General features: G+C 47.5%; 15 protein-coding genes. 9 read left to right on the forward strand and 6 right to left on the reverse strand.

Going from position 1 to position 18,599, the window contains the following annotated elements; translation table 11 throughout:
• The first annotated feature begins 26 nt into the window (after nucleotides 1-26).
• Entirely contained in the window at nucleotides 27-1,010 is a 984-nt protein-coding gene (locus tag EYR25_RS16600) for a formate dehydrogenase subunit gamma (RefSeq protein WP_133181530.1), read from the forward strand.
• A 76-nt stretch (nucleotides 1,011-1,086) separates the two neighbouring features.
• On the opposite strand, the gene EYR25_RS16605 is transcribed toward EYR25_RS16600, so the two are convergent.
• Nucleotides 1,087-3,144 carry a TonB-dependent receptor gene (locus EYR25_RS16605; RefSeq protein ID WP_133181532.1) on the reverse strand — a complete coding sequence of 686 codons (2,058 nt, stop codon included), beginning with the start codon at nucleotides 3,142-3,144 and terminating at the stop codon, nucleotides 1,087-1,089.
• A 529-nt stretch (nucleotides 3,145-3,673) separates the two neighbouring features.
• Between EYR25_RS16605 and EYR25_RS16610 the strand changes: the two genes are divergently transcribed.
• A complete protein-coding gene (locus EYR25_RS16610) occupies nucleotides 3,674-5,257 on the forward strand; it encodes a methyl-accepting chemotaxis protein (RefSeq protein ID WP_133181535.1) in 1,584 nt (527 codons plus the stop codon).
• A gap of 98 nt (nucleotides 5,258-5,355) precedes the next feature.
• On the opposite strand, the gene EYR25_RS16615 is transcribed toward EYR25_RS16610, so the two are convergent.
• Nucleotides 5,356-6,285, reverse strand: coding sequence for a bile acid:sodium symporter family protein (locus tag EYR25_RS16615; RefSeq protein WP_133182927.1), 930 nt, complete (start codon nucleotides 6,283-6,285; stop codon nucleotides 5,356-5,358).
• 375 nt (nucleotides 6,286-6,660) lie between these two features.
• Here EYR25_RS16615 and EYR25_RS16620 point away from each other — a divergent pair, with 375 nt between their 5' ends.
• From EYR25_RS16620 to EYR25_RS16630, 3 genes are all read left to right on the forward strand, one after another.
• On the forward strand, nucleotides 6,661-7,998 hold the full coding sequence (locus EYR25_RS16620; RefSeq protein ID WP_133181538.1) for a coproporphyrinogen III oxidase family protein: 1,338 nt from the start codon (nucleotides 6,661-6,663) through the stop codon (nucleotides 7,996-7,998).
• A gap of 115 nt (nucleotides 7,999-8,113) precedes the next feature.
• Nucleotides 8,114-8,347 carry a helix-hairpin-helix domain-containing protein gene (locus EYR25_RS16625; protein WP_133181540.1) on the forward strand — a complete coding sequence of 78 codons (234 nt, stop codon included), beginning with the start codon at nucleotides 8,114-8,116 and terminating at the stop codon, nucleotides 8,345-8,347.
• A gap of 28 nt (nucleotides 8,348-8,375) precedes the next feature.
• Nucleotides 8,376-9,317, forward strand: coding sequence for a DUF4424 domain-containing protein (locus EYR25_RS16630; RefSeq protein WP_133181543.1), 942 nt, complete (start codon nucleotides 8,376-8,378; stop codon nucleotides 9,315-9,317).
• A gap of 60 nt (nucleotides 9,318-9,377) precedes the next feature.
• Here EYR25_RS16630 and EYR25_RS16635 read toward each other — a convergent pair whose 3' ends face one another.
• On the reverse strand, nucleotides 9,378-11,369 hold the full coding sequence (locus EYR25_RS16635) for a ligand-gated channel protein (RefSeq protein ID WP_133181545.1): 1,992 nt from the start codon (nucleotides 11,367-11,369) through the stop codon (nucleotides 9,378-9,380).
• A 121-nt stretch (nucleotides 11,370-11,490) separates the two neighbouring features.
• On the opposite strand from EYR25_RS16635, the gene EYR25_RS16640 reads away from it, so the two are divergent.
• Nucleotides 11,491-12,453, forward strand: a complete 963-nt coding sequence (locus EYR25_RS16640) for a LysR family transcriptional regulator (protein WP_133181547.1) — start codon at nucleotides 11,491-11,493, stop codon at nucleotides 12,451-12,453.
• A gap of 80 nt (nucleotides 12,454-12,533) precedes the next feature.
• Nucleotides 12,534-13,406 carry a patatin-like phospholipase family protein gene (locus EYR25_RS16645; RefSeq protein WP_133181549.1) on the forward strand — a complete coding sequence of 291 codons (873 nt, stop codon included), beginning with the start codon at nucleotides 12,534-12,536 and terminating at the stop codon, nucleotides 13,404-13,406.
• Here EYR25_RS16645 and EYR25_RS16650 read toward each other — a convergent pair.
• Together EYR25_RS16650 and EYR25_RS16655 are read right to left on the reverse strand one after the other, a co-directional pair.
• Entirely contained in the window at nucleotides 13,399-14,334 is a 936-nt protein-coding gene (locus EYR25_RS16650; RefSeq protein ID WP_088586303.1) for a LysR family transcriptional regulator, read from the reverse strand. The genes EYR25_RS16645 and EYR25_RS16650 overlap by 8 nt on opposite strands.
• A complete protein-coding gene (locus EYR25_RS16655) occupies nucleotides 14,335-15,189 on the reverse strand; it encodes a DMT family transporter (RefSeq protein ID WP_011624456.1) in 855 nt (284 codons plus the stop codon).
• Nucleotides 15,190-15,385: 196 nt separating this feature from the next.
• On the opposite strand from EYR25_RS16655, the gene trmL reads away from it, so the two are divergent.
• A complete protein-coding gene (gene trmL, locus EYR25_RS16660; RefSeq protein ID WP_088212461.1) occupies nucleotides 15,386-15,850 on the forward strand; it encodes a tRNA (uridine(34)/cytosine(34)/5-carboxymethylaminomethyluridine(34)-2'-O)-methyltransferase TrmL in 465 nt (154 codons plus the stop codon).
• A gap of 117 nt (nucleotides 15,851-15,967) precedes the next feature.
• The gene (locus tag EYR25_RS16665) at nucleotides 15,968-16,945 is read left to right on the forward strand and encodes a transposase (RefSeq protein WP_133181551.1); all 978 of its coding nucleotides are present in this window, start codon (nucleotides 15,968-15,970) and stop codon (nucleotides 16,943-16,945) included.
• 1,036 nt (nucleotides 16,946-17,981) lie between these two features.
• Here the strand turns inward: EYR25_RS16665 and EYR25_RS16670 are convergent.
• Nucleotides 17,982-18,536: a hypothetical protein gene (locus tag EYR25_RS16670; RefSeq protein ID WP_133181554.1), complete on the reverse strand. Its 555-nt coding sequence runs from the start codon at nucleotides 18,534-18,536 to the stop codon at nucleotides 17,982-17,984.
• Nucleotides 18,537-18,599 lie beyond the last annotated feature (63 nt).

An 18,599-nucleotide genomic window follows, 5' to 3' on the forward strand; every position in this document is an offset into this window, starting at 1 on the left:
CGCCACTAAGCGAGAGAGGATGTATGATGAACAAATGGTTCAAACACATAGGTTTAGCCATAGCACTGCTATTTAGTGCCGTGTGTCTAGCCAATGGTGGTGATGAACAAGCGCTCCAACCTCAAGCCTCTGATGCCCAAATTTGGGCACAGCTGAAGGACGGCGCCACGGGATACACTACCTCCCACAGCGAGTTCCACGCACAACCGATCAATACCTATGATCTGCGCGTGCTGGAGCTGCGTAGCGACTGGTTAGCGCCCGCTTTAATGGCGGCGCTATTCGGCATGATCATTATCTTTGTCTTATTTATCAAGGTGAACGGCATATCCAAGCTACACCATGGTTTTTCGGGCAAGCTAGTGTATCGCTGGTCAAAGTTTGACGTTTCAATCCACTGGTTAGGCGCAATCCCGTGCTTAATGTTGATTTTAACGGGCTTAACCTTATTAGCGGGTCGTTTCTTCTTCCAACCTTGGTTGGGCGAAGGCATCTGGGAAGCCATAGTTTATGGCGCTAAGCAAATCCACGATGTGATGGCGATTCCGTTCATGATCGGCTGGGCATTGATGACAGTGTTATGGGCGAAGAACCAGCTGCCAAAAATGTACGACGTGAAGTGGTTCCTCGTTGTCGGTGGTTACATTAACTTTGGTCCCTTCAAAGGTAAGCACCCTGATGCAGGTTTTGCTAACGCCGGTGAAAAAATGTGGTTCTGGGCCTTCGCTCTGTTCGGGTTAATCATTTCAGCATCGGGTATGTTGTTACTGTTCCCAAATCTTTTCGAACCTAGCCGCACCTTAAGCTTAATCGCGCTGGTATTGCACTCAGTGAGTGCCATCGTGATCTGCGCTTTCTCTATCGTGCACATCTTTATGGCAACTGTGATGTCAGAAGGTGGTATGGAGTGTATGGTGTCTGGTTATTGTGATGAAAACTGGGCAACCCAACACCACAACCTGTGGTACGACGAAATCAAAGCCAACGGCACTTTGAAATATAAAGAGTAAAAGTCGCTGAAAACAAAAAACCTCCACAGCATGCTGTGGAGGTTTTTTTATTGCTAAAAAGCTTCAAACTGAACGGTTAGAAGCGATACATCACAGAGATACCGAGATTTCTAGGATCGATGATTGCTGCATAACCATCGGGATAACTGCGGCTAGCGGGTTCATTTACCGTCAACGCTTGCTCATCAAATAGGTTGTTTACAAAGCCGCTGATTCTCCAGCTATCGGTTTGGTAATCAAGGCTTAGGCGAGCAACCACATAATCACCAGCCACCCGTGATTCGGTATTATTGATATCCGCATAATACTCACCCACATAGTTGCCTGAAAACCCGAAAGAAAACGCATCGCCCAACCAATATTTTAATCCTGCATTGGCGGTCACATGCGGCGCCGAGTTCAGCTGATTGCCGATAATGTCACCATAGCTAGGATCCGCTTGTTTGATTTCACTATCGAGTAACCCTACGCCCGAAATAAACTGCAGGTTTTCGGTAAGCATAGCGCTGAATTCAGCCTCAACCCCGTAACTGACGGCTTTATCGATATTGGTAATTTTGCGAGCACTATTAGACGCTTGGTAACCGTCAAAATCGTTGTAGAACAGGTTAGCACTTAAGTTAACATCACCATCCATAAAGGTGCTGCGACTGCTTAGCTCATAGGTGTTGACGTACTCTTCATCGTAGTAGTAATACTCACTTTCGACTAACGATAACGCACCGCCGCCAGAGTTATAACCACGACGTACGCTAGCCGCCAAAGTTGTGCTGTCATTCAGCGCATACTGCAACACTAACTTCGGCAGGGTGACAGTGTTGGCATCATCCAGCTTTTCATGCAATTGACTGCCTTGATAGAGCATATTGAAGTTACGCAATTGCTCCTCACGCATCACGCGGCCACCGACTGTGACCCAGAGCGAGTCGGCAAGCCCATAGGTCATTTCACCATAAATAGAGGTGGACTTAGTACTGTCATCACCACTGTAGACAGAGCTACCCGTACTGCCAAAATCTTGGCTACGTTTAAAATAGGCTAAACCAACAAAACCATTGAAATCTTTATCTTTTAGGCCAAAGCTATATTTGCCGTCAACGGTGTAACTCTGGTCGTTCATATCGACATATTGCTGCGCCGTGGCAAGGGCCTCATAGGATTCAAAGCCCCAGTCATAGTCCATATAGGCAACGATAAGATCTAAGGCGCGCCCTTCACCGAGGTCATAATCGGCTTTGACTGAGTGAGTCGTCGATTTAGTCTCGATATAACGTTGAAAAATGGGTTTAAACGCCCAAGGATCATCACCGGTAAAATAATTACGCCCTGAGTCACCTTTCTCATCATTATATGAAAAGCTGTAGAGCACTTTGAGATCCTCAATCGCACTCGGCTGCCACAGGAATTTACCGCGCCAGCGATTGGTGTTCAGTTCATTGAGGTCAAATGGGGCGGGATTTGTCTCATATTCCAATCCTTTATTGAAGGTATTCCCTGTTACATTTTGGCCACTCACCCTAAATGCCAACTCATCATCGAGGATAGGACCAGAGAGCATCACCGCACTGTCGATAAAGTTATCTTGATTGCGATAACCAACACGAGCCGCCCCTTGCCAATCAAAGGTTGGGTCTTCTGTTTTAATAAACACTGTGCCGCCAATGCTGTTACGACCGTTAATCGTCGATTGTGGGCCGCGGTACACCTCAATTTGCTGGATATCCCACAGGCCAGTATCGCCGGTAAGATCGGCCACGAAAGGCTCTGCGACACCGTCAACTAAGGTAGAAACCCTTGCCCGAGCACCGCCAGTAAAAGAGTTAAATCCCGAGGCTGAACCATTGCCAGAAACCCCACGAATATCCGGTACTGCACCCGTTAGCACGACAACGTTTGGCACTTCAGATAAAGCGCTTGAAGTAGATTGGTATTGACCGCTGTCGAGCGCTTCTTTATCAATCACCGAAATAGAGGAAGTCGTATCCTTAAGACTACGTTCGATTTTCTCACCATAAACAGTAATTTTTTCAATCGGTTCAGAAGATTCCGCGTCCACGCCCGCATAAGCTGAAGATATCAACAAACTCGAAACTATTGCGGCAATTGCACTTTTTTTAAACGCCCTGCATTCCATAAAAACCTCGACGGCACTCATTGATAAAAAGGTATTAACTAAAAATGCCGACAATCTATATTAAAACAACCTTAATCACAATTGATAATCGATATCATTTACATTTCAGATTATTACTTTGTGATACGGCGCATATTCATCAGGAATGGCATAAAAAACATGGGACATTAGGGGACAAATGCGATGACTTTAGTGACAGATAAAGATAGTCGCAGAGCTTTATGAGTTTTTGAGATTTCCTTCACAATCATCTTTATGACTGTTAATGCACTGTAGTATGAACTGTAACTATCAGCATTTTAATTGTTAAAATCAATACGATGAAAACATACTGAACTTTAATTACATAACATATGACAACTGTTAGGCTATCCCATGCTAACAGGAAACAAACAAATCCTTATAAAACATTAGATTAGCAATTATCACATTAAGAAAGCGCGTTGCAGAACGGTTAGCCAAGGAGCTAAACTAGCTACTTATGTAATTCAATTACACCCTTCTTGATTTTATACCTCAGTAGGCCACCATGTTTAACAATGCCAAAACCAGCACATTGACGGCGCTGCCCTCAGTGTTTGCGAGTATTTTATTGATCATTATCGGTATTTCCTCCTATAGGGGTTTTACCGAACTCAATGACACTAGTATAAAACTAGTAAACAATACCCAGCTCGCCGAAACCTTCACCAGTGTGCGTGAAGCTTTTTTCGAGTTGCGTTTAGCCACCTTAGTCCATAACAGTGACGCCATCAGTTTGCAGCAACGCAATGTGCAGCAACTTGTTGAGCAACTCGCAGGATTTAACACCGATTTTATGGGGCAAGATGCCAGAACGATCCGCACTCTATTGCCGCAAATAGAGCAATATGTGCGTCTCTATCAGCAGGAGTTAGCCTTCGCCAAACAAACGGGTACCGAACCTGAACTCACACCAGAACGTGGCGCACTTGGGCCCAAGGTTAGCAATGAGATCAATCAATTAGTTAAATTGATCACCCAACGCAATCATGAACTTGGCAAACAGGCTGAATACAAGGTGAATACTACCGAGGTATTACTGCTTGGTTTAATCCTAATCGCCATAGTCGCTTCCTTACTTAGCGCCCTGTTTATGAGCAGAGGTTTGGTCAATATCGTTAATCAAATCAAGCGCGTCGTAGAGCACCTTGCTGCTGGCGATCTCACCCAGAAGACTCAAATCAGTGGTCAAAACGAACTCTGCGCGCTTGGCGCCGATCTTGATCGAGTGATTGACCACTTGCGCCATATGATTTCCGATATTGCCCAGGCCTCAGAACATATGTCGGATCAAATTGGTCAGTTGAATGTGCAGTCCAATGCCAATAGCCATGCATTGCAAACCCACGCGCTAGAAACCGACCAAGTGGTTACGGCCATGACCGAAATGAGTGCAACTGCCCATAATGTTGCCGGTGATGCAGCCTCCGCCGCACGCTTTACCCAACAGGCAAATGAACAGGCTGATAAGTCGAAAAAGGCTGTCGAACAAGCGGCAAAGACGGTTATCGCGCTGGTCGGCAAAGTTGATGTAGCAGCACACAACATAGCGGAAATGAATGAAAACACCCGCCATATCGCCACCATCTTAGATGTGATTGGAGATATCGCCGACCAAACCAACTTACTCGCACTTAATGCCGCCATCGAAGCCGCCCGCGCTGGTGAACAGGGCCGTGGTTTCGCCGTCGTCGCCGACGAAGTACGCGCCCTCGCCGCTCGCACCCAAGCGAGCACAGCTGAGATCAATCAGATGTTAGAGCGACTAAGCAATGGCGCCAATTCAGCCGTTAGCGCAATGGATGAGACCAAACAGAGTTGTCAAGACGCAGCGGATACCACCACACTGGTTACTGAAAGCCTTGAAACATTGACAACCTATGTATTTGATATCAATGGATTGAGCAATCAAATCGCAACCGCCGCCGAAGAACAAAGCGCGGTGAGTGAAGAGATTAATCGTAACTTGAATACCATTCGCGAAATGGTTGAAGAGTTAAATCAAAGTGGTAAAGCGACCCTCAATAGTGCGACCTCTCTGGCCGCCACCAAGGAACAGTTAACAGGCGTAGTCTCGCATTTTAGACTCTAATTCGAGCCAGCTAAGTCACAACAATGGCCTAATATCGCAAGATATTAGGCCAAACTTTTTAGCTCAATTCATAAAGCCTTAAATAAATATCTAATGGCTTATTCCAATGCCTCTGTCTGTTTCTTCTGCTCTAAGCTCGACCAATATCCTGCCAGCAGGGCGCCTGAGAGATTATGCCAAATTGAGAAAATGGCGCTGGGGACGGCGGAGAGCGGGCTAAAAAACTTGATGCATAATGCAGTCGCAAGACCTGAGTTTTGTAACCCCACCTCAATCGAAATGGTTTTACACACTGTATGGCTAAAGCCGAGCAAGCGGCAACACGTATAACCCAAGGCGAGTCCCAAGCCATTATGCAGAAACACCGCGAGTAAAATCACAGGCCCCACCTGCGCAAATTGCCCCGCATTTAAGGCCACAATAATGCTGATGGCCAGTACAATCGCCACGATAGAAATGATGGGTAATGCAGGGGCAAGTTTAGCCACCTGCGGTTTAAAGAAATGATTCAACACCACACCCACAGTCACTGGAATAAGCACGATTTTAACAAGGCTGACTAACATATCCATTAGAGGAATGGCGACAATCTCACCGATTAATAGCTGAATAATCAACGGGGTAAACACCACACCCGCTAAGGTGGATAGCGCCGTCATAGTGATAGATAAGGCGACATCGCCCTTGGCCAAATAACAAATCACATTCGATGCCGTGCCACCCGCCACGCTCCCCACCAGCACCATGCCTATGGTCAATTCACGATTGAGCCCTAACAGCAAACTAATGGCTAAGGCACTTAAGGGCATTAGGGTAAATTGCAAGATTAAGCCAGTGATAACGGCGCGCTTCTGCTTGAATGCATTGGCAAAATCCCGCACATCTAAGGTCAATCCCATGGATAACATAATCACCACCAGCAACGGCACTATGCTGGTTTTCAATCCGCTAAACCACGCGGGCATCAAATACGCCGTACCCGCCCCAAGTAAGGCAAATAGCGGAAAAAAGCGGTTGATATTAACCAAAGAGATTTCAGGCGGTTTGAGGAGATTAAGCAGTGTCCGCAGGGATAATGACAGCCAGATACCCTCAGTACAAGTCAAAATGCCCACAAGTAAGAAGCTCAACTTTTTATCATTTCAGTCTTTCGATTGAGCCCTAAAGTTAATCGCTCAAATTCAATAACAAAGGCCCAAAAACCTTAGCAAATATGCATCTACAATTACTAAAACATGATCTGCTTAACAAAAAGCCAGTGATTTCCTTGTTAGGAAACCGTAACTTATAACCAGTTCACGTTTTGCTTACTCCATACGAGGTAGTCTAATTGCGCTAGGTGGTCGTGAATTACCTAAAGCAATTTCGGTGTTTACGGTTAGCACTCTCAGATAGGAATCGTTATGTCTTCAGTTATTCAAACGCTCAATGGCGCGATCGCAACGCCTTATCAAGCGAATATTACCGTCCCTAACTGGATGCTCAGCTCGATGGAACGAGTCATGCAGTATTATGTCGATAAGAATCTTCGCCTCGATACGCTCTCCGCCGACATCATGCCCGCCCCGGTCGAAGGTAAAAAGTACATGCTTTATGCCCATGTGCCCTTCTGCCATACCTTGTGTTCATACTGTACCTTCCACCGTTTTATGTTTAAGGAAGACAAGGCGCGCGCTTACTTTATCTCTCTGCGTAAAGAGATGGAGATGGTCAAAGCCTTAGGCTATGACTTTGAATCTATGTACATTGGCGGTGGCACCACCACAGTATTAGAAGACGAACTCGCACGCACCATTGAGCATGCCAAGACGCTATTCCCAAATATTAAAGAAGTGTCCTGCGAGTCGGATCCACAGCATTTAGATAGCCCAGGCTTTAAGCAACTCAAGGGCTTAGTGGATCGCATGTCCATCGGCGTACAAAGCTTTAACGACGATATTTTAAAAATGACCGACCGCCTCGAAAAATTCGGCACTGGTCAGCAAACCTTCGACAAGATTATGGCGGCCAAGGAGCTGTTCCCCATTATCAACGTCGACCTGATTTTTGGCTTCCGCGGCCAAACCGATGAAGTGATCCAGCACGATTTAGACATGGCCTCGCGTCTCGACCCAAGACAGATCACCACCTATCCGCTGATGATTACGCACCAAACGCGTAAGAGTGTTAAGGGCAAACTGGCCGCGCCACAGGCGGATATGGCCAACCAATATCGCCAGATCTTAAACAGTCTAAATGGTCAATATAATCAATTGTCTGCATGGGCCTTTGGTAAAGCAAATGACGAAGGCTTCGACGAATATGTAATCGACTACGATGAGTATTTAGGGGTGGGTTCAGGCTCATTTAGCTTCCTGAACGACACTTTATACGTCAACACCTTCTCGCTGCGTAAATACCAAGAGCGGATCGCCGCCGGCAAGATGGGCGTCGAGCAACAGAAGAACTACAGCAAAAAAGATGTGATGCAATATCGCTTCCTGCTGGGGATGTTCTCCGGTCGTCTGTCGCGCAAATACTTCCGCGAAACCTTTGGCGTAAACTTAGACACCGCGCTGTTTAAGGAAATGACCTCGATGAAGCTGATTGGCGCCATCAAGAACGACCCCACCGATCCCGATAATCTGATCATCACAGATAACGGCAAGATGATGGGCCTGTTAATGATGAAAGAGTTTTACGCTGGCATGGATAACGTGCGCGCCCAATTGCGTAAACCACTCAAACCCTGCGATATGTAAATATCAGTTAAAGCACAAAAGGCCCATGATGGGCCTTTTTGTTAGCGCCATTTCAGGCTACGCTTGCCATCACTCACGCATGAGTCTGTCACCCAGTGATAAAGGAGTATTCGTTATGGGTTTTAATGAGCAAGAAAAACAAGCACTACTCGCCGTTAAAGGCGTTGGTCCTACCGTAATTAAACGCTTTGAAGAAATCGGTATTAGCTCACTCGCGCAGTTAGCCGAGCATGAGGTCGATGATATCGCCAACCTAGTCGCCAGCATGTTACGCACCACTTGCTGGAAGAACAGCCCACAGGCGCGCAATGCTATTGCTGCGGCCATTGAACTTGCCCGACGCGCCTAATCTTTATTGCTATTTTTTTGAGATGTTTATGCCAATCCATATTCGCGCCTTAATCGGCAGTTTACTCGCCTTGCTGCTGAACTCTGCGGCCTTCGCCAATGACAGCAGTTTTGGTGATGCCAATGGTTCAATCACCCTTAAATATCAGCCACATATCAGTATGGACAAGGAGTCACTCTTTATCAGCGAGGCCGAAGTTCGGGTTGATTATGTGTTTACCAACACCAGCTCGCAGGATCTTATCGTCCCCATCGCCTTCCCCATGCCGCCGATGTTTTTTGGCTCAGCTGAGCACAGCAGCATTGATAATTTCACCCTTAAAGTGAATGGCAAAACCCAACCAACCGAGCATAGACTCGTCGCCCAACTCGCCGATAAGACCGATATTACTACCGAGCTGAAACAGCTTGGTTGGGGGATAGATGAAGTCGCTTACTTTGCCGAATATGGCGAAATCCCTAAGGGCAAACCCGCGCTCCCCAAGGAATGGTTGGATGAGGAGCAACAAATCGCCTTTACCCTAAGCGATTACTTTGTGTGGGAACAAACCTTTCCCGCGGGCCAATCTGTCTCCATCAGCCACAGTTATACGCCGAGCCTCTCAACGGGCATCCCCGATACTGCCAATAGTATTATCGATACTTACACTGAACTTGCCTGTTTAGATGAAAGCGCTAAGCAAGGTATTCGGAAGCGAAACCTTATCGTTAAACAAGACGGCGAAGATGTTGAATATGGCGTGGAATGGAGCCACCTTAGCTATATTTTGGTCACGGCCAATAACTGGCAAGGGGCGATTAAGGACTTCAAACTGACGCTGAAAAAATCCCAGCCCACAGATCTCATTAGCCTGTGTTTTGATGGCGAGCTTAAAAAAACCGATCCACTCACCTTTGAATTCCAACAAAAACAGTTCACGCCAAAACAAGATCTCAGCATCCTGTTTATTCGTAAACCGAATATTGAATAATCAAAAAAGAAGCCAGCTAGGTGCTAGCTTCTTTATAAGCTGCTGTTTTTTTTAAAAAAATTAAAAACTATAAGTCATACCTAACCAGTAACGACGGCCATCTTCGATGTAGCCATATTCTTCTTGAGTAATTTCCTTATCGAAAGCGTTATAAATACCCGCGCTGAATTTAATGCTGTCGTTAACGCGATAGTTGGCCCCTAAATCTAACAGCGTATAGGAAGGCGCAATCAAACTTTTCGACGAAGGCCCTGTGGTTGGCTGGCTCTCTTCACCACGATAGTTAACCCGCAGCCAAGTGCTTAACTTATCGATCGGCTCATAGTTAACCGACAATTGCACCAGATGTTTAGGTAACTGATTCAATGGACTACCTTTATATGCGCCCGTCTTCTGCTCCGAGTCGGTATAGGTGTAGTTGCCCGTCAATGCCAAGTTGCTGAGGATTTTATAGTCGATACTAAACTCAACCCCTTGGGTGACCGCCTCATCGATATTCACATAAGTGGTGGGATTAGCGCCAAACTGGTTTGGCCCATCGGTACATTGAGTCGCAGGGCAAGCGACACGGGTGATCTTGTCCTCAAACTCGTTATAGAACACGCCAGCACTGGTGGTAATGGAATCGGTGAGATCGGTGTAAATGCCTAACTCATAGTTCACTGAGGTTTCGGGTTGTAAATCCGGGTTACCGTACATATTGCCGCCTCGGCTCACCTGCCCCCAATCGGGCACAGTTTGCCTCAGGCTCGGCGCCCTAAAGCCCGTCGACACACCGCCTTTTAAGGTAGTGTGCTCAGTCAGCCCCCAGACGCCGTAAATCCGTGGGCTGAGGTGGTCGCCAAAGTTTTCATCATCGTCTAAACGCAGGCCTAAGGTTAAGGCAAAATTATCGACGATACGCCACTCATCCTCTGAGAACACAGACCATTGTCGGCGACTAATATCGGTTAAGTCACTGACCTGATTGCCAGTTTCATCGGTCAGATCTTGATAATTGAAAGCAGCACCAAAGGTGGCGGTATGGCTTTCACCTAAGGTAGCGATCAGGCTGGTTTGAGCATCGGTATTTTTGATTTTCATCTTGCGGGACTTGTTATCGTACACTTCGTGCTTGATATAAGTATCCGAGGTACCAAAGTCCCAACGTCCGGTGTGAGATAGCGAAATGGTGCTGTTTTCATACTCGGTTGTCGACGATGCAGGGCAGCCACCGCGGCCACAACTGGCGCCCGGTGCCAATGGCGCAACGGTTTTCCCTAAGGTGCTATCCAACTCTTGGTTGGCGATGCCGACTTCCAACATAATGTCGTGGTCTTGGTTAGGCGTGAGGGCAAATCTGGCTGTGAGATTATCCGCATCGCGACCTCGGTAACCACCGTAGATATTATCTTCTTCACGTTGAGTGTATTGGCCGTATAACTGCACGCCGAGCAGATCTTTAATCAAGCCACCGTTCACAAAAAAGTTGCCCTGATACACATTGCCTGAGTCCGACTTCTCCTGCAGCGTGGTGTCGAGGCGTAATTCCCCCTGCCACTCATTGGGGACTTTTCGAGTGATAATGTTGATCACCCCACCAATGGCATCGGAGCCATAAAGGGATGACATGGGGCCGCGGACAATTTCAATCCTATCGATTGCGGCGAGCGGCGGCGTCCAAGCGCCTTCAACACCCGGACCATCGCTGTTGGTGCGGGTCTCGCGGGAAGACTGGCGTTTACCATCGACGAGGATCAGCGTGTACTGGCTGCCCATGCCCCGCAGACTAATGTCCCGACGGTCGGCACCACCAGTCACCACCACGCCGGGCACTTCTAACATGGCGTCGGTTAAGTCACGGTAAAAACGTGTATCGAGATCCTCACGGGTGATAACACTAATCGACGCCGGTGCGTCACGCACTTGCTGTTCAAAGCCCGATGCAGTGACGACAATCCTTTCCATCATCTTGTCTTGATCGGGTGCGGCATCCGCCAAAGCCTGAGTGGCTGGTAGCAATAATGCGGCAGAAACTAGCTGTGCGAGGATCTTTTTACGACGTAACAACATAACCAACAAATCTCCCTTGATCGCCTGTAAATGATAATAATTTTCAATACGGAAATGTATCCCTATGTTACAATCGGCTCAAGTTAGACTTTGAGTAATCACTTGTAAGAGTTGCTTAAGAATGAATAGAAATATGGTCAAGGGCATGATCGTGTTTGCCGCCATCGCGGAAAAAGGCTCGATGAGCGCTGCGGCAACACAGCTTAATCTGAGTTCATCGGCGGTGAGCCAACAAGTCGCAAAACTTGAAATGGATATGGGAATTAGTCTATTTCACCGTAATACCCGCCACCTGACACTCACAGAGGCAGGCACATTATTTTATGAAAACTGCATTAAAATCATAAAAATAGTAGAAAGCGCCGAACATCAGCTGCATGCATTAAAGGGCACGCCTTCGGGGGAGCTTAAAATCGCCGCGCCAGTGGGCTTTGGCGGTGGTTTACTCAGCCAGCCATTAGCGCATTTATTGGCGGCTCACCCGCAGATCAGCCTCAATCTGCAATTGCAGGACGGCCCAATCGATATAGTTAATGAAGGAATCGATCTGGCGATTTGCATCGGCCCTCTGTCGAATTCGAACCTTATTGCTCGCCCCTTGGCGGATTGGCGCATGTTACTGTGTGTGGCTCCGAGCTATATTCCCCAGCATCAGAGCCTACAACACCCTGAAGACTTACAAGGGCTCAATCGCATCAGCCACAGTTATGCTAAGCCCGAGTTCTTAACCCATTTACAGACTCAAGAGCGAATCGAGCTTCCAGCCCAGCGTATCAGCGTGAACAATATGCAGACGCTGATCCAACTCACCCTCGATGGATTGGGCTTTGCCGTGTTGCCAGAGCCCGAAGTGCATCAATATCTTGCATCAGGCCAATTGGTAACACTTTTACCCGAGTGGTCACTACGCACCTACAGCGTGTATAGCGTGACCTCGGCGCGGGATAAACAGCCTGCCAAGGTAAAAGAAGCCATAGCGGCCCTTAGCCAATATTTCAGCCAGATGGATTTTAGCCCGCGCCCAGCGTCACTAACTCAGTCCAGCGCCTGCGAACTCACGCCAAGATTAGCCATCCCCGCCTAACCGCTCGTTGGCATGCGTTTCATTTATCAGGTGAGTTAGAGTATGCTGTTTTATCCATTTGATTAAGTAGTAGTAATGTAATGCAAGATGTGGCCTTAGTGTTAGAGGGCGGCGGCCTGAGGGCAATTTATACCGCCGGCGTATTAGATGCCTTTTTGCAGCAACAATTGCACTTCCCCTATGTAATTGGTGTATCGGCGGGGGCGATTTATCCCGCTTCTTATGTCTCACGCCAATTTGGCCGCAATTTAAAAATTCAGCAGCAATATCTGCGAGATAAGCGCTACATGGGGCTACGCCACTGGTTAGCCACGGGGAATTACGTCAATACCGATTTTACCTATAAGCGTATGGCCTATGAGTTACTACCTTTTGATTTTAAAACCTTTTTAACGAGCGGTACTGAGTTTAAGATCGGGGCATTTAATTGCCAGACAGGATGGACAGATTTCTTTGGCATGGCGGATTTTCAGGAGCACGACAAGTTGCTCGACGTGCTTATCGCCTCCTCGAGCCTGCCTTTTATGGCCAATCCCTACCCGATAAACCACCAAACCTACCTCGACGGCGGCATCGCCGCCCCCATTCCGGTAGCGCAGGCGCAGCAAGAGGGCTACTCGCGCCAGGTGGTGATCCTAACTCAAGACGCAAACTATCGAAAATCACCGATGAAGTTCAACTGGTTAGCGCGCAAGCGTTATCAAGCTTATCCGGCAGTGGCCGCTGCACTTAAAGTGCGTCACCAACGTTATAACCAATCCCTCGAGGAACTCGCCAAGAGTGTTGCCAGCGGCCAGTCCTTTGTGATCCGCCCTGCTGCGCCACTTAATCTCTCGCGGCTTGACCGCAATATCGATAAAGTGACCGCCGTGTATCAGCAAGGCCTCGCCGATGGACAGGCGATTTTGCCTAAGCTGCGGGCTTGGCTAAACACTAGGGCAGAAGTTAGTTAGGGAGCGAGGTAAGGACATTGTCGATAATCAGTTCCCGCAACCATTTATGGCTGAGATCGTGTTCAAAATGCTTATGCCACATAAGCAGATACGCACCGGGGATCAGCTTAATTGGCGAAGGTAAATACTTAAGGTCAAACGACTTCATCACAGCTAAGGCATAACGGGAAGGGGCACAGAGGATCAAATCGCTCTGCTCGCACAGGGCCAGCGCACTCTGAAAATCCGTCATATTCACCGCAATATCCCGTTTACGCCCTTGGATTTGCAGCACATCGTCTAACAACCAATGCTCCAAGCCACCAAAGGCAACCTGTAACTGGCGATAGCTTAAAAAGGTGTCGAGATTCCATTCCTGCGAAAGGGCTGGATGGTCACGGCGCATCAGGCACACTGTGTAATCCTGAACCAATTCAACATAATGGATATCATCCGGGATATGGTTTACATGCATGGGCGAACGTTCATCCCATTCGCGGCAACCTATGGCGAGATCGATATCGCAGCGCATCAATCTTTCCATGGTATCCAGCCGCCAGGTTTGGCAATTAATGCTCACACCGGGCGCCTGCGCTAAGAGCGAAGGCATAAAATGCGGGAAGGTCAGCGAATAAGTCGTCTCGACCAGATGCATTCGAAATTGCCTTTGGCTTAAGGCGGGCTCAAAACTATCTGGCCGAGTAAATTGCGCTAATTGCTGTAAGCATTGGCGTAAGTCGGGCGCCAGCGACAGCGCCTTGGGCGTCGGTTTGAGGCCGTAGGCGGTACGCTCGAATAAGGGGTCATCAAACACTTCCCGCAGGCGAGTCAATTGCTTACTCACCGCCGACTGACTTAAATGCAGCCGCGCCGCCGCGGCCGTGACACTCTGCTCCTCAAGGAGAATTTCCAGTACGGGCAGTAAGTTTAAGTCTAAGTGTTTTAGCATTTAACCCCTCGCTTTTAAGGGATTCCACCTCAAGTTTTGCGGCAACTTCATCAGCAATAGCGACAGTAAAATCACTAAAATCCCTGCCCACTGGCGCATATCTAAGGCTTCACCCACAATCAATACGCCTAATGATACGGCAACCACGGGATTGACTAAAGCGACCATCCCCATGATTTCTGGCCCTAAATTTCGCATTGACCAGAGCCAAGCCCAATAGGCCACCGCGGTATTGGCGGTGACTAGCCAAATTAACGAGGGAACCACATCCATACTCGGTATCTGTGGCGGCCCCGCCATAAACCAAGCCAGCGGGATTAACATCAATCCCCCCAAGAGTAATTGCCAGGCGGTAAGCACTAAAAAGTCGCCCACATCCCAGCGCTGCATCCAGCGGGAAGAAAAGGCAATCAGAGTCGTCGCGCTCAGCATACACAGGACACCAATCGGGTCGAGATCCGCCGAGGGATTAAGCAATAAAATCACGCCACCGAGGCCCATTAAGCCGAGCAGTAACCACTTCATCCCCGGGCGTTTTTTATCGATCAGCCAAGCGAGGATCAAAAAGATTAATGGCAATGTCGCCCCCAGCGTACCCGCGACGGCGCCGGGTAGCCGATAGGCGCCAATAAACAGCAGCGCAAAGAAGGCGCCAATATTACAAAACGCCAGCAAGCTTAATTTAGACCATGCCAGCGTCGGCAAACGTGGCCGCAGCATCAGCAGCAATATGCCCGCAGGCAGCGCGCGCCAAACCGCCACCCAGTAGGGCGACATATCCTGTAAGTAAAGACTCACCAGTGCATAGGTGGTCCCCCAAAACACTGGGGCGAGTAACGCAATCACAAACGGCATAATGACTTCTTAAAAAGTATCTTGATATTGAGATATATTACTTTGAGGGAATAAAACAGGCAAGTGCTGAGATAAGGTTAATAGGGAGAAAAGAAAATGGACTAGCGTTTATGCCGCTGTAGATATGCGCACGCAGAGCTGTGCTTAAGGCTTGTTTGCCGTATAATCGGGCGTCATTTTTTATAGGCGGGCAAGCATGTTCCATATCGCACTCTATGAGCCAGAAATCGCACCCAACACGGGTAATATCATTCGCCTTTGCGCAAACAACGGCAGCCAGCTTCATTTAATTGAGCCGCTTGGGTTTGATTTTGAAGAGAAAAAACTGCGCCGCGCGGGCCTAGACTATGCCGATTTAACCAATGTGACTCGCCATAAAAACTTCGATGCCTTCCTCGAAGCCATGGCAGGCAAACGCATTATGGCCTGTACCACTAAGGGCAGTCGCCCTCACACTGAACTCAGTTTTGCCAAAGATGACGTGCTGTTATTTGGCCCAGAGACCCGTGGGCTACCTATGTCGATTATCGAGTCAATCCCAACTGAGCAGCGATTACGCATTCCCATGGCGGCCACCAGCCGCAGCCTCAACCTCTCCAATGCAGTAGCTATTATTAGCTACGAAGCCTGGCGTCAGCTCGGGTTTGAAGGCGCTATTTAATGTGTGGAGATGCTTTTTAAAGTTGGACACCAATTTTAAAGTTGGACACCCAACGTTAATAGCGCGGTAGTTAACCTCCGACTATGCTTTGGTTAAGCATTGAACAAGGAGGTTTGTATGCCGCGCCCTCGCAGAACTCAGATAAGCCTTGAAGACACACCTTATTACCATTGTTGTAGCCGCGTTGTTCGGCGGGCATTTTTATGTGGCGATGATACCTATTCCGGTAAAAACTATGACCATCGCCGCGCTTGGGTAGAGTCATTATTGTTTGAACTTGAAGCCGTTTTTGCTATTGATGTTGCGGCCTTTGCGGTTATGTCGAATCATCTACATGTGGTGCTACGAGTCGATATCGAGACGGCAAATCTCTGGACTGACCGCGAAGTGCTTGAGCAGTGGCATAAGTTGTTTAAAGGCGATGAGTTAACACAAAAGTTCGCCAAAGGTGAGTTAGTTGAAGCCTATGAGGTCAGCAGATTAAAGCATTCAATCGCCATTTACCGCAGCCGTTTATGTGATATCAGTTGGTTTATGCGCTGCCTCAACGAACCCATTGCAAGGCAAGCAAATCAAGAAGATAACTGCACAGGCAGGTTCTGGGAAGGGCGGTTCAAATCGCAAGCCCTACTCGATGAAGCCGCAGTATTAGCCTGTATAACTTATGTGGATTTAAATCCTATTAGAGCACAACTGGCTGATACACCAGAGCAATCCGACCATACCAGTATTCAACTACGCATTCGGGCGGCGTTAAAAGGTGAGCAGCCGAGCAATCTACTACCTTTTATTGGTAATGAGTGCGACAACCAACCCAATGGCATAGCATTTTCCTTAACGGATTACCTTCAATTGGTGGATGATACCGGCCGAATCATTCGCAATGATAAACGTGGATGCATCAGCGAAAGTAGCGCCAAGATACTGAACAGATTAAATATTCCCCATGACAATTGGCTCAAGCTGACAACCGAATTTGGCAAGTTATTTCATGGTCCCGTGGGCACATTGCAAGAATTGACCGACTACTGCGAACACTTAGAAAAGCGACGACGGCATTTTGCCACAAGCTGCCAGCACTTTAACAGTAACTGACAACGGCTTATATCACTTCAAATGCCCCATCCAGAACACTTCCCAAGCGCTATGGGATGACTTACCTCGTCTGAAATGCTCCATTTTTTAAGGAATTAGCGTGATTTTTGCCTTAGATGCTCTCCCCGCGACTGTGATGGTTCTTTTTAAACAACATTAACTTTTACAAGTTGTAGGTAAACGGAAAGTGCATTATGTTGTTGATTTAAAATGGGTGGCCAGATTTATCGACAACGGCTTATATCACTTCAAATGCCCCATCCAGAACACATCCCAAGCTTTAAGGGATGACTAACCTCGTCTGAAATACCCCATTTTTTAAGGGATTAGCGTAATTTTTGCCTTAGATGCTGTTCCTGCGACTTTTGATGACTCCCACTCAAGTCATTTTAGCTCACACAAGTTGTAGGCAAAGCGAAAGTACATTATGTTGTTGATTTAAAATGGGTGGCTAGATTTAATCTGGTGATTATGGTGTCATGCGGAAAGTTAGTAGCAGCGTTGTCTGCCCATTAAGCGGGCGTTATATGTCATTTAGGAAAGTTCGATGAAATGTCCCGTGTGTTCTGAGGAGTTTGGGTACTTACTATTGAAAGACCTGGAAAAAACAAAAAAGGAAACATTATTTCATTGCCCTAAATGCTCGCAAAAGCTTAGCAATTCATCACTATTAGAAATCCAAAGAAAAGTAAATTTCTGCATACATGGAGGACTAGTTTTTTTGATGGTAGTGCTTGGGATCGAATATATCATCCCAGGGGAGTCAATGAGCACGATTTCTACAATTTTAATAATGACTATTTGTCCTATATCGTTGCTTATAGGTTACTTACAAATGAAAAAGATGGACACAGCAGAGTATCGGAAGGCTGGTGAAAAAAATGCCATATAACAAATTTTATCGCCAGCATAAAACGCTGGCTGCGAGGTCAGCTCGCTTTTGTCCAAAATGAATCGTATAGCTATCAAGTCAAGATTGTACGACAAAGTTGTACCACAGACTCAAAACTACCCGTTCGGGTATCAATAAGTTGGCTTAATGCGATGGTGCAATAGGCGTCATTTCTATTCCACGAAAGAGCTGATAGCGGTCGATATCATCATCTAAATATTGGATATTTTGCGTCCACTGCCATGCGCCTTGGGGCGATTTAGCTTCGAATAACAGTTGGATTAAGGCGGCGCGCGCATTCACGACTCCCTCACCCAGCAGGGAAAAATCGCCATTTTGTTGATATAAACTAAAGAGTTGCTGCTTTTCCTGCGAGACACCGTCGTAGTATGTTAACAGCACTTGCTCGCCTTGCTCCCGAAACCACCAAGTCTCGCTGTAGGGAGCGCGCGTACCGACACTCACGGAGAGGATCAACTGGCGCTGATCATGGGAGCAAAAGCCGTTGACGATAACTTGCTTAGGGATCTCCCCCACCTTAGCCGCATTGCCCTGCCACTGCCCCACCATTTGCGGGCAAAAAGCCTTAAAACTGATCTTAGCGGCTTGCGCAGGAAAGACAGCCAAGCTGCCCAAGGCGAGTATCAATACATTTTTGATCAATAGCTTGCCCTGTCTTCGCGGGATGATTAACGCCATATTCGAGTCCTATTTCAACCTCCCAATACATTAGCGTTAAAACACCTTAGCCACAAATACGCT

Origin of the sequence: Shewanella decolorationis, assembly GCF_004354305.1 — a bacterium.
Taxonomy (GTDB): Bacteria; Pseudomonadota; Gammaproteobacteria; order Enterobacterales; family Shewanellaceae; genus Shewanella; species Shewanella decolorationis.